11 protein-coding genes and 1 rRNA gene are annotated in these 13,162 nt (G+C 33.4%); 3 read left to right on the plus strand and 9 right to left on the minus strand.

All coding sequences use genetic code 11. From position 1 onward, the window contains the following. Positions 1 to 73: 73 nt before the first annotated feature. The 3 genes from rrf to H611_RS0104585 all read left to right on the plus strand — a co-directional run bounded on the left by rrf (position 74) and on the right by H611_RS0104585 (position 3,392). Positions 74 to 181, plus strand: a 5S ribosomal RNA gene (rrf, locus tag H611_RS0104575). Between the two features lie 195 nt (positions 182 to 376). Further along, a complete protein-coding gene (locus H611_RS0104580; RefSeq protein WP_027137240.1) occupies positions 377 to 2,812 on the plus strand; it encodes a helix-turn-helix domain-containing protein in 2,436 nt (811 codons plus the stop codon). 79 nt (positions 2,813 to 2,891) lie between these two features. Further along, positions 2,892 to 3,392, plus strand: a complete 501-nt coding sequence (locus H611_RS0104585) for a DinB family protein (protein WP_027137241.1) — start codon at positions 2,892 to 2,894, stop codon at positions 3,390 to 3,392. Here H611_RS0104585 and H611_RS0104590 read toward each other — a convergent pair. The 9 genes from H611_RS0104590 to H611_RS0104630 form a co-directional block, all read right to left on the minus strand. Continuing rightward, the gene (locus H611_RS0104590) at positions 3,389 to 3,619 is read right to left on the minus strand and encodes a DUF6095 family protein (protein WP_027137242.1); all 231 of its coding nucleotides are present in this window, start codon (positions 3,617 to 3,619) and stop codon (positions 3,389 to 3,391) included. The two genes, H611_RS0104585 and H611_RS0104590, sit on opposite strands and share 4 nt — an antisense overlap. Continuing rightward, the gene (murQ, locus tag H611_RS0104595; RefSeq protein ID WP_027137243.1) at positions 3,606 to 4,427 is read right to left on the minus strand and encodes an N-acetylmuramic acid 6-phosphate etherase; all 822 of its coding nucleotides are present in this window, start codon (positions 4,425 to 4,427) and stop codon (positions 3,606 to 3,608) included. Before murQ ends, H611_RS0104590 begins: the two co-directional genes overlap by 14 nt. Before the next feature lie 198 nt (positions 4,428 to 4,625). After that, positions 4,626 to 6,836, minus strand: a complete 2,211-nt coding sequence (locus H611_RS0104600) for an NADP-dependent isocitrate dehydrogenase (protein WP_027137244.1) — start codon at positions 6,834 to 6,836, stop codon at positions 4,626 to 4,628. A gap of 856 nt (positions 6,837 to 7,692) precedes the next feature. After that, positions 7,693 to 8,043, minus strand: a complete 351-nt coding sequence (rplS, locus tag H611_RS0104605; protein WP_027137245.1) for a 50S ribosomal protein L19 — start codon at positions 8,041 to 8,043, stop codon at positions 7,693 to 7,695. A 221-nt stretch (positions 8,044 to 8,264) separates the two neighbouring features. Further along, positions 8,265 to 8,945, minus strand: a complete 681-nt coding sequence (gene trmD, locus H611_RS0104610) for a tRNA (guanosine(37)-N1)-methyltransferase TrmD (RefSeq protein ID WP_027137246.1) — start codon at positions 8,943 to 8,945, stop codon at positions 8,265 to 8,267. Between the two features lie 131 nt (positions 8,946 to 9,076). Continuing rightward, positions 9,077 to 9,259 (minus strand): hypothetical protein, encoded by a 183-nt coding sequence (locus tag H611_RS0104615; protein WP_027137247.1) that lies wholly within the window; start codon positions 9,257 to 9,259, stop codon positions 9,077 to 9,079. Between the two features lie 99 nt (positions 9,260 to 9,358). Next, entirely contained in the window at positions 9,359 to 9,976 is a 618-nt protein-coding gene (locus tag H611_RS0104620; RefSeq protein WP_245574766.1) for a tRNA (guanine-N1)-methyltransferase, read from the minus strand. 125 nt (positions 9,977 to 10,101) lie between these two features. Further along, complete coding sequence (locus H611_RS0104625; protein WP_027137249.1) at positions 10,102 to 11,550, minus strand: glyceraldehyde-3-phosphate dehydrogenase; 1,449 nt, start codon at positions 11,548 to 11,550, stop codon at positions 10,102 to 10,104. A gap of 144 nt (positions 11,551 to 11,694) precedes the next feature. After that, positions 11,695 to 13,104 carry a trypsin-like peptidase domain-containing protein gene (locus H611_RS0104630; RefSeq protein WP_027137250.1) on the minus strand — a complete coding sequence of 470 codons (1,410 nt, stop codon included), beginning with the start codon at positions 13,102 to 13,104 and terminating at the stop codon, positions 11,695 to 11,697. Positions 13,105 to 13,162: the final 58 nt, after the last annotated feature.

A 13,162-nucleotide genomic window follows, 5' to 3' on the forward strand; every position in this document is an offset into this window, starting at 1 on the left:
ATGTATAGCGACTTATAGAGTCCTTTTTTCAATATGTTACAATATTAGTTCTTGATTAGTCAAGACGACGATTTAAGGTGGTTATAGCAACGGGGCTCACCTCTTACCATTCCGAACAGAGAAGTTAAGCCCGTTAGCGCCGATGGTACTACGATTGTGGGAGAGTAGGTCATCGCCTTGTTTTAGAATCCTCATCATTTATTTGATGAGGATTTTTTTTTGCCCTAAACTGAAAACCCGAACAGGCAGACATTAGAATTTAAATTGCTTACAGCATCACAACCAACAAAAACAATGCACTCACATTTTTATAAGCCCTTAATCCTTTAGAACAACGGAGAATTATTATCTTCAAACTTTAATTTTCAAAAGGAGTATGACCGAAAATAAAGAATTAGAATTAGCTTGGGAATTCGTAAACAGTACTAATAGGAGTGTTTTTTTAACGGGAAAGGCAGGTACCGGTAAAACAACGTTTTTACATCGATTAAAGATGAATTCCAATAAGCGTATGGTTGTTGTTGCACCTACGGGTGTAGCCGCTATAAACGCAAAGGGTGTAACCATTCATTCTTTTTTTCAGATGCCTTTCGGGCCTATATTACCAGATGCAGATTTAAATAAGGTTAGTGGTTTTAATAGAAAATTTAATAAGACGAAAATCAATATTATTAAGTCTATGGATTTGTTGGTTATCGATGAAATTAGTATGGTCCGGGCCGATTTACTGGATGGGATAGATAAAACGTTGAGACAGTATCGTAATCGAAATAAAGTATTTGGAGGTGTTCAGGTTCTAATGATTGGTGATCTGCAGCAACTGTCACCAGTGGTAAAGGAAAACGAGTGGGACTTGTTAAAGCATTATTATGACAATGCATTCTTTTTTAGTAGTCATGCCTTTAAAGCCTGCCATGCCTTAACAATAGAATTAAAACATATATATAGACAAGAAAATCCGAAGTTTATTGAAATTTTAAATGAAATACGGAATAATGCACTTAGTGAGGGTGGTAGTGAAGAACTTAATAAACGTTACAAACCGGATTTTAATCCTGAACCGGGGTACATATTTCTTACTACTCACAACAGGAGAGCTGAAGCGATTAATAATAAAGAACTAAATAAGCTAGAGGGTAAAACTGTTACTTATAAGGCTAAAGTAGAGGGGAAGTTTCCTGAGTATGCTTATCCAAATAGTGATAATTTAGAATTGAAGGTTGGAGCCCAAGTAATGTTTATTAAAAATGATAGTAATCCTGAGAAGCGCTATTTTAATGGGAAAATAGGTAAGGTTATTCATTTAGATCGAGATGAAGTTGTAGTGCATTGCCCTGATGATGAGTTCAACATTATTACAAAACCTGAAATTTGGGAAAGTATTGATTATAAAGTTGATTCTGAAACGAAAGAGATAACTGAAGAAAGAAAGGGAGCTTATACCCAAATACCCTTAAGGTTAGCCTGGTCGATAACTATACATAAAAGCCAGGGATTGACTTTTGAAAATGCCATTATCGATGCAGAGGCGGCTTTTGCCCACGGACAAACATATGTCGCTTTAAGCCGATGTAAATCGTTAGAAGGGTTGGTGTTGAAAAGTAAAATTAGTCCAAATCAAATTATAAATGATAGCCATGTATTGGCTTTTAATGCAAATACCGAAGTCTATAAACCCGATGAATCGATTTTAAATGAATCTCGCAAAACCTTTCAATTAGACTTAATTTCTGAAGTTTTTGAGTTTTATGAATTTTTACATCCTGTTAATCGCGTGCTTGATATTTTTTATAAAAGCAGAAATATTCTGGAAGGATCTATTGAAGCGCCTATGTTAGTAATAAAAGAATCAATTACTAATTTGTTAAAAGTTAGTAATGCTTTTAAAGTTCAGTTAAAAGAGATTGCTTTACTTGATGATGTATTACCCGAAGAAAACAAGCAGTTACAGGAACGTTATAAAAAAGCGATAGCCTATTTTAAATCGGAATTAGAAACACATGTTGTAACATCATTAAAATCATTTTCTTTTACAACAGATAACAAAGCTATACAGTCTGATTTGACCAAGCATCTTGACAAATTAGAAGAACTTCTAGATACGAAGCAGTTATATTTTAATAATTTACCAATAGAGTTTAGAACTCAAGAATTTTTAGAGTTACGGGTTAAAGCTGTGTTTGAATTAAAATCGAAAACAAAGAAGAAACGTAAAGATGTTATAGATGGTACAACCAATATTGAATTGTTTGAAAAATTACGAATTCTAAGAAATGAGATTGCTCAAGAGAATGATTTGATTCATTATCAGGTGTTCACACAAAAGGCCTTATATGAAATGTGTGAAGTACTACCAGTAAATAAAAGAGATTTGAAATCGATTAATGGTATGGGGAAAGTTCGGATTGAGAAATATGGTCAGGCAATTATCGATTGTATTTTAGAGTATTGTGAGGACAATGATATTGAAGTGTTTCAACCGGAAGAAGCAATTATTGAAGAAAATCAAAAGCGACAAAAAGGAGATACCAAGAAACAATCTTTAGAATTATTTAAAAAAGGTCATTCCATAGAACAAATAGCAGAAATTAGAGCTCTTAATGAAAATACTATTTTTGGCCATTTAGCAAATTTTATACCTACAGGCGAAGTACAAGTCACCGATTTAATAGGTGAGCAAGAATATACAGAATTGAAGGAAATTATTCCAAAGAAGACATTCGGAAATTTATCTGAATTGAAACTTCAACTGGATGATAAATATAGTTATGCAACTATTCGTTTGGTTTTAGGTACCTTGAAGACCGATTAGAAAATTTCTTTTATGAGCGAAACAATTACTAATTGTATAGGGACTAATTAAATTAATTTATTTTCCTATTTTAGTAATCATGGATATCATTGTAAAATCTACCCTTGAAACCTTAAGGAAATCTATAGTTCTAATAGATTCTTTAGATGATACACAACTTGCCAACGCTACTATCGGTCCTTACTATTCTAGTATAGGTAGTCATTTAAGGCATATTCTAGATTTTTATCATTGTATTTTTAAATCGAATATGGCTACTACAATCGATTTAACAGCCAGACCAAGAAACACTGAGGTGGAAACAAATTGTAAAAAGGCTAAGAACTATTTAAATGAAATTATATCACAAATGGAATCGACTCTTTATAAAATAGAAGAGCAGGTTTTAGTAATTGATGATTTAGGATTAGGAAAAACTGTTATCCCATATACTTACGGAGCCTTGTTAACTCAGGCAAATAGTCATACTATTCATCATTACGCTATAATTAATTATATTCTTAGCGGATTGAATATTTCAATTCAAGACACACATTTTGGATATAATCCAACAACTCCTAAGCAAGTACCGTCGAGTTAATTTTTGAACATGCTGGCCAAGATGGTTTTTATGCCTTTAAATAATAAGAATACCGCCATGGCACAAATTAGGCACGCTACTATTAAAAGTGGAATGTAAAGCGGTTTCTCTTTATTAGCGAGTGCTAAAGACATTAAAATAGGCCCCATGAACATACTTAATAACGAAAACACCAAGGTTTTAATACCTTTGAATAATATTTTTTTATCGGTTCTATTGTTTTCCATTGGTAAAGTTTTTTATTGCTAGTCTTACGTTTTTATGTTCTTTTAATAGTTTTGAAGCCTCATTTTCCGAAATGTTTAATTCATCCATAATCATTTTTATACCACGATTTACAAGTTTGTCATTGCTTAACTGCATATCGACCATTTTGTTTCCTTTAATATGCCCTAACTGAATCATGGTAGATGTCGTGATCATATTAAGAACCAATTTTTGAGCGGTACCAGCTTTCATTCTCGAGCTGCCTGTAACAAATTCGGGACCTACAATTACTTCAATAGGAAATTTAGCTGTTAATGATAATGGGCTTTTATGGTTACATGTTATGCAGCCCGTTAAAATATTATGATTATTACAGGCTTCTAAGGCAGCAATAACATAAGGAGTGGTTCCTGAAGCCGCAATCCCTACAACCACATCGTTAGAACTAATATTATAAGATTGTAAATCTTCCCAACCTTGCGAGGTAGAGTCTTCGGCAAATTCAACAGCATTTCTAATAGCAGTATCCCCTCCAGCAATTAACCCGATTACTAAATTAGGTGATACACCAAAAGTAGGAGGACATTCCGAAGCGTCTAAAATTCCTAATCGACCACTTGTTCCAGCCCCTATATAAAATAATCGGCCACCTTTTTTTAGTTGATCTACAATTTGATTAACCAATTTTTCAATTTGAGGTAAGGCTTTTTCGACTGCTAAAGGAACGGTCTTATCTTCGCTATTAATATTCCTTAATAGTTCGGCGACACTCATGTTTTCCAAATGATTGTAATTGGAATCTTGTTCGGTAGTTTTTGTGAAACTCATGTTTCAAAAATACACTTTTTTTTGATTGACATTAGTGATAATTGTAATGTTTGAAGGCTTTTGTCTCTTTGAGTAGTAAAATGTGATTGATGAAAGCTCGATAGCAAATTACGTTTGGTCAGAATTCCATAATATTGGATGACCGCTCATAAAAAAAGCCCCTATATAGGGGCTTTTTCAAATAATTTATACGATTTTCTAACTTAGAATACTGTTAAATGTATTACTTGGGCGCATAACCTTATTTGTTAATGCTTCATTAGGTTCGTAATAACCACCAATATTTACCGGAGAACCTTGAATATCTGTTAATTCTTTAACGATGGCTGCTTCGTTCTCTGCTAGCTGTTTAGCAATTGTTTCGAACTCAGCTTTTAAATCGGTATCAGCTGTTTGTTTTGCTAATTCCTGTGCCCAATAAAGAGCTAAATAGAAGTGGCTACCTCTATTATCTAATTCACCTGCCTTTCGAGAAGGTCCTTTTTGGTTTTCTAATAAGGTACTTGTTGCATCATCTAAAGTTTCACTTAAAATTTTAGCTTTTGCATTATCGTTTACCTGACTGAAATGCTCTAACGATACGGCTAAGGCTAAGAACTCTCCTAAAGAGTCCCAACGTAAATGATTTTCTTCTAATAACTGTTGTACGTGTTTTGGAGCAGATCCACCGGCACCTGTTTCAAATAATCCACCACCATTCATTAAAGGTACAATTGATAGCATTTTGGCGCTGGTTCCAACCTCTAATATTGGAAATAAGTCGGTTAAGTAATCACGTAATACATTACCTGAAACAGAAATAGTGTCTTCACCATTTTTTAGTCTTTCACATGTAAATAAGGTAGCCTCAACAGGCGATAATATTCTTAAATCTAACCCAGTAGTATCGTGATCCTTTAAATAGGTATTTACTTTTTTAATTAATTCGGCATCGTGCGCTCGGTTTTCATCCAACCAAAAAACTGCTGGAGTTTCTGATGCTCTTGCACGAGTAACAGCTAATTTTACCCAATCTTGGATAGGGGCATCTTTAGTTTGACACATTCTCCAGATATCACCTTCTTCAACTAAATGCTCCAATAAGGTTACTCCCGAAGCATCAACAACAGTAACTTTACCATCTGAAGGAATTTCGAATGTTTTATCGTGAGATCCATATTCTTCAGCTTTTTGTGCCATTAATCCAACATTAGGTACAGTCCCCATAGTAGTTGGGTCGAAAGCCCCATTTTCTTTACAGAAATCTATAGTTGCAGCATATACACCGGCATAACTACTGTCTGGAATAATGGCTTTTGTATCTTGTAATTTTCCTTCCGCATTCCACATCTGTCCGGAAGTACGAATCATTGCTGGCATTGAGGCATCGATAATAACATCACTTGGTACGTGTAAGTTAGTAATACCTTTATCGCTGTTTACCATGGCAATAGACGGGCCGTTGGCTAAAGCAGCATCAATATCTGCTTGAACTTCTTGACGTTTAGCTTCTGGTAATGATTGAATTTTTTCTAATAAGTTCCCAAATCCGTTATTTACATTGACACCTATTTCTTCAAATAAATCGGCATATTTTACAAATACATCTTTGAAATATGTTTTTACTGCGTATCCAAAGATGATTGGGTCACTCACTTTCATCATGGTGCCTTTCATATGTAAAGAGAATAATATCCCTTTTTCCTTAGCATCAGCAATTTGCGCTTCAAAGAAGTTTACCAATGCTTTTTTACTCATAACGGTTGCGTCGATAATTTCTCCTTTTAATAAAGGTAAGCTATCTTTTAATATGGTTTGGGTTCCATTTGCATTAGTATGAATAATCTTGATGTTTGTTACATCTGCAAGGGTTACCGATTTTTCGTTATGAGCAAAATCGCCAGCTTCCATAGTTGCTACATGTGTTTTAGAATCTTTACTCCAAGCTCCCATTGAGTGCGGGTGCTTACGTGCAAAATTCTTAACAGCTTTAGGTGCACGTCTGTCTGAGTTACCTTCACGTAAAACAGGATTTACAGCACTACCTTTAACTTTGTCGTAACGAGCCCTAATTTCTTCTTCAGAGGCATCTTTAGGGTCATTAGGATAATCTGGAATGGCAAAACCTTCTGCTTGTAATTCTTTAATAGCAGCTGTTAGCTGCGGGATAGAAGCACTAATATTAGGTAATTTAATAATATTAGCTTCTGGTTTTTTAGCAAGTTCACCAAGTATTGCTAAATCATCTGAAACGCGTTGATTTTCGTTTAAATAATCTGGAAAAACAGCCAATATACGAGCTGCTAATGAAATATCTTTAGTTTCAATATTAATACCTGACGATTTAACAAAAGCTTTAACAATAGGTAAAAATGAACGTGTCGCTAAAGCAGGCGCCTCATCGGTTTTTGTATAAATAATTTTGGACATTACTTGAGTGTTTTATTTTGGTTTAATAATCTGCAAAAAGGGTGACTTTTTTTGCAGTTGCGAATATACAAAATTAGACCATTAAAACGGGTTAAAATGGAGATGAATAGAAGTAAAGAGAATAAGAATTGAGAGAATTATAAAAATGAATGTTCGTAATACGAATTTAGTAATGAAAATTTTAAACTGCTTAAAAAACAAAAGCCATATCACTGCCGAAATTAATCTGCTCTGACATGGCTTTTTCGAAATAACATAACGTAATCTAATTAGTTTTACAACTACTTCGGTTTAAATTTTCAATAAACCTTTTCAATTTAAGTTCTGTTATTTCAAGGAAACATTTTTGTTGTAATTTTCAAAATGTATTGAACCTATTACTAAAATGTTTCTGTAAATTGTTTTTTCTTGATGCTATTAATTGGTGCTTTTCATTTTAATGTTAGCACTTTAATAACATTGCCTTGTTTTATGCAACTCAAAAACTCTAATGATTTGTTGCTTTATTTAGGCTTTCCATTATAACCAAATATTAAATTAATAACTTCCACGGTTTATAATGTCATGGTTTATTACTTATACAAGCTTACACTTGCTGTAATATAACCTCAAAAAAACAATTTTTATAAGAACGTTACCTTATTTAGTATATAATATAAATTCATTGTTGCGATGAAACCAATCAAATTAAGATTGTTATTATAACGTCTTCTAAGATACGACATATTTACAGTTTCTGCAAAAATTTTAACTATTTAATTTTCAACGATTTATTAACACAAGTTATTAACTTTTGTTCATAACAAAAAAGCCTTGAGTAATCTCAAGGCTTTTTAAATTTTTTGTTAAGAAACGACTAGTGTCTACGCTCTTTAATACGCGCTTTTTTACCAGTAAGTCCTCTAAAGTAGTAAATTCTAGCTCTACGTACTTTACCACGTTTGTTAACTTCTATTTTTTGTAAAGCAGGTAAGTTTACAGGGAAAATACGCTCTACACCAATAGTACCAGACATTTTTCTGATAGTAAAAGTTTCAGAAGCACCAGATCCTCTTCTTTGAATTACAACACCTCTAAAAAACTGAGTACGTGTTTTGTTACCTTCTTTAATTTCGTAATAAACAGTAATTGTATCACCAGCTCCAAATTCTGGTAAGTCTTTTTTTGCTACAAATTCGTCTTGTACAAATTTTACTAAAGATTCCATATCTTTAAAATTTAAATAGTTTTATTCAGAATAACATTCACGATTTTCGCCAGAGGTTAACCCGAAATTGGGTGCAAAAATACTTATTTATTAGTAATATCCAATATTTATTTTGTGTTTTTTGAAGTGTTTTTATGTGATTAGAGGGTCACTGTTTGCTATCACTTGGTTTGCTGAATTCAATCTAATGGTTATTATTTAACATGGATATTATCAGTATGTTAGTTTTCGTCAAGTAAATCTGGTCGGCGTGCTTTGGTGCGTTCATAAGCTTGTTCCTCGCGCCATTTTTCAATTTTAGGGAAGTTACCACTGAAAAGCAATTCTGGAACTTTCCAACCTTTATACTCACGTGGTTTGGTATAAATAGGAGGAGCTAGTAAATTATCCTGAAACGAATCGGTTAGGGCAGAAGTTTCATTTCCTAAAACTCCGGGGATTAATCTAATGACAGCATCACACAAAACAGCGGCTCCTAATTCCCCTCCAGATAAAACATAATCGCCAATAGAAATTTCACGGGTAATGAAATGGTCACGCACCCGCTGATCCACACCTTTATAATGTCCGCAAAGAATAATAATATTTTCTTTAAGTGATAATTGATTGGCAATTCCTTGTTTTAAGGTTTCACCATCAGGGGTCATATATATAACCTCGTCATAATCACGTTGAGACTTCAATTCATTAATGCACTTATCTATAGGTTCAATCATCATAACCATGCCTGCACCACCTCCAAACTGATAGTCATCTATACTTTTGTAATTGTCGGTTGCATAATCACGCAGGTTATGAAAATGCACTTCTACCAATTTGGCTTCAATAGCTCGTTTTAATATAGATGCCTCAAAAGGACTTTTTAATAATTCAGGTAATACGGTAATTATATCGATGCGCATGCTGTCTGTTTAAGAGTGCAAAGATAATTGAATTGTTAATAATTTTGCTTAATCCCTTTTCTTATGTTTTTAATTGGAGACAAAAAAAAGGTTGAGACTTATTAAATTCTCAACCTTTTGTAATGTTTTTGCTATGCTGAATGTGACCGTAATCGTTTTTTGTCCTGCCTATAGAGTTCGTATTCTTGACTATGAATCATTTTAGAATATAAATTCTGATTTACTTTGACTGGAATTTTTAAGTAAGGAAATTTAATCAAGTAGAAGTCTTTTTCTTTACCAACTAATTGAATTTTTACAGGTTGTTTCTCCATAATTTAAAATTTTAAAAATTAAACTATAAATACTTTTTCCTATTAGAAAGCAATATTTGTTCCAAACAAACATTCGTATAAAATACGAAAAGTTGTCAGTTAGGCTTTTTTCTGCTTATTAATTTCATCTTGAAGCTGACGTCTTACTTTTTGCTCACGCTCCAAAGCTATTTTTCGGTGTTCATCAAATTCTTCTTCAATTTCAGCAAGTGCTTTTTTAGCTTCTTTTGTAATAATATTACTGTTCTTAAATTTATATATAAAGAATAAAAGTAAGCCTAACAAGGAAGCTATAATTAGCCACATGAGCATATTATAATTACCTTTACTCATTTGCATCCCAAAAAGCGCCATACTGTCTTTTTCTAAATTTGTTTCGTCTAAGGTGTTTTGAGTAGCATCAAGCTTTTGTTTTAATTCAGATATTTCATTAGATTGATTGGTTACAACAGCCTGGGTATCGGCTAAATTTTTATGGACAGCATTTAATGTATCAATAGTATGAGCTTTTAGTGCATATAACCAAGTTTTTTTAATTACCTTATAATCCTGGTAATTATTAGATTTCCTTATAACATATTCAAACTGATTGTCAATGGTGCCACTGTTTAAAGATAGTTTATCATCTTCTTGAGTATCAGTTTGAGCAAATGTTGTAAATGTAAAAAGGAAAATAAAAAAGGTTAAACACTTAAAAGGGTTCATGCTAGGATTCATTTAAAGGTTGTTTAATTTACTAATGTATAAAATAATGTTTATTTACTGCGATAAAATTAACAAAAAGCCCCACATGGTGAGGCTTTCTTATATACGTCTAAAAATTCTATTTAGATTTTTTAACTCTAATAATATGTAAATCGTCTAACTTTTGCTATGTATTTAGCAAGTCTAATGACTTGATGGCTATAACCATACTCATTATCGTACCAAACATATAAAACGGCGTTTTTTCCATCAGGACGAACAATAGTGGCTTTACTGTCGAAAATTGAAGGTGCCGAACAACCTATAATATCACTCGAAACTAACTCGTCGTTTAATTCAAATTTAATTTGTTCAACTAAATTACCTTCTAAAGCATATTTTTTTAGAATAGTATTTATCCCATCTACCGATGTTTTATTTTTCAATTCTAAGTTTAAAATGGCTAAAGATCCGTTAGGAACTGGTACTCGAATAGCGTTTGAAGTAAGTTTGCCTGCCAATTCAGGTAAAGCTTTAGCTACCGCACTACCTGCACCTGTTTCGGTTATAACCATATTAAGTCCTGCTGCACGACCACGACGGTATTTGTTGTGAAAATTATCAACTAAATTCTGGTCGTTAGTGTAAGCATGAATGGTTTCAATATGGCCGCTTTTAACGCCAAAAGAATCGTCAATAGCCTTTAATACAGGGGTAATAGCGTTTGTGGTACAAGAAGCCGCAGAGAAAATATCAACGGTATCTGGGTTGTGGTCTAAATGGTTAACACCATGTACAATATTAGGGACTTCTTTACCAGGTGCGGTTAATAATACTTTATCTACACCACGAGATTTTAAATGACGACTTAAAGCTTTTTTGTCTCTAAAAGCTCCTGTGTTGTCAATAACCAAAGCATGATTAATTTTATACTTGGTATAATCAATTTCTTCGGGTGCATTGGCAGAAATAACATGTACAGTAGTACCGTTAATTTTTAGGGCTTTGTTTTTAACATCAATATCTACTGTTCCTGAGAATTCACCATGAACAGAATCACTGCGTAACAAAGACGCTCGTTTTTCTAATACATCGGCATCAACAACGCCACGTGTAACTATAGCTCTAAGACGAAGTTGGCTGCCTTTACCTGTACGAGCCATAATTTCTCGGGCAACCAAACGTCCAATGCGTCCAAAACCATATAAAATAACATCTTTGGGCTTTAGATCGGTGTTTTTTACTTTGTCTTTTAATTTCGAAGCAACAAATGCGGTGGCATTATTGTGTTTGTTACCTTCGGTATGGTATTCGTAAGTTAATTTACCAATATCTAGTTTAGCAGGTGGAATATCCAGGGTTTTAATGGCTTGGGCTATTTCAACTGTGTCGAAAATAGAAATTGGTTTCTGAACAAACTTGGCTGCATATTCATGCAAATTAATTATCTGACTAACGTTGCGATCAATTAACTGGTTTCGAAAAATCACTAATTCTATAGAATTATCGTACCAAAGATCACTTACCGTTTTAATGAATTCAACAGTTGCCCTTCTGCGGTCTGCCTGAAAAGCCAATTCATTTTCATAAGTTTTATTAAAAGACATGTCTTAATAGTTTAATTTAAGATGATATTTTTTTTGCAAAAGTATCATATTTCAAACGTTTTCGTAAGACATTTTAACAAAAAAATAACCTCTTAAAAAAAACAATTTTTAAGAGGTTAAATGATACTTGTTTTTGTTTAATTTTTACCTAAAATTAAAACGTTCTTTTTCGCCGTTGGTGCTTATTATTTCTAAGCGCAGAGCTTCGTATTGTGCTCTACTTTTTATGGCTTCCTGAACATCATCAACTGAATGTATTTTGGTTCCGTTTATAGCGGTGATAATAGCGCCTTCTTCAATACCATTGTTTTTCCAGTACGAAGCATATTCTCCATTTAGGTCTATTATTTTTACACCATTTGTTGCATTAACAGCTTTTAAGTCTTCTTTTTTCGCGTTCTTAACACGACCAACAAGCGGCATGGTGTAAGTTTCGTTACGAGTTAAGGTTACTGGGAGAGTTTTTAATTTTCCATTTTTAGAAACTTTTATGGTTACAACATCTCCAGCGCGTCTAGCGCTTATATGTCCAGTTAAATCCGCAAATTTTGAAATTTTAATATTATCTATTTCTTTAATAATGTCACCCTTTTCTAAACCAGCTTTATCGGCACCTGAATCTTCAACAACGCTATCAATATAAATACCTTCAGTATCATTAATACCTAATTCTTCTGCTATGTCACTATTTAGAGGAGCCCCTTGAATTCCTAAAATACCATTTTGAACGTTTCCATATTCCATGATATCTTCAATAACGCGACGTGCAATATTACTTGGTACCGCAAAGGAGTATCCAATATAAGAACCTGTTTGAGAAGAAATGGCTGTGTTTATCCCAATGAGTTCGCCGTTTGTATTTACTAAGGCGCCTCCTGAATTTCCTGGGTTAACTGCCGCATCGGTCTGAATGAACGATTGTGAGTATTTACCAGTAGGATCCAGATTTCTTGATTTAGCACTTATAATACCTGCCGTTACCGTAGAAGTTAAGTTAAACGGATTTCCAACAGCTAATACCCATTCCCCAATTTTGGTTTGATCGGAATCAGCAAAAGTGATAAAAGGTAAATCCTCATCAGCTTCTATTTTTAATAAAGCAATATCTGTCTTAGGGTCCGATCCTACAATTTCCGCTTTGTAAGTTTTATTATTGTTAAGCGTTACCGATAACTCATCGGAATCGTTAATAACGTGATTATTAGTAATAATGTAACCATCTGCATTAACTATAACTCCAGACCCTGTACCCATTTGAGCACGTGGGGTACTCCGTCCGAAAAATAAATCTTCAAATGTCATTTGTCCTTTATTAATAGTTACATTTTTTACGTGAACAACTGCATTTACAGCATTTTCTGCTGCAATGGTGAAATTTGGAGCGTCTTCTAGATTTGGTAAGGTTGCTACATTCGTTGCAGGTAAAAAGGCCGGATTGTTTATCGCAGATGTAGTAACTACTTTATTTTCGGGTTCTAAAAAAAGTTTATAGGTACTTAAGGCAATAACGCCACCTAAAGCAGAAACTAAAACTAATGATAAAATCTTTTTCATAATTCTGTATTATTTTAATTATTCTGATTAATGTTGTGTTTAAATCCTCTTAAAAAAT

Source organism: Gaetbulibacter saemankumensis DSM 17032 (assembly GCF_000425645.1).
In the GTDB taxonomy this organism is placed as follows: Bacteria; Bacteroidota; Bacteroidia; order Flavobacteriales; family Flavobacteriaceae; genus Gaetbulibacter; species Gaetbulibacter saemankumensis.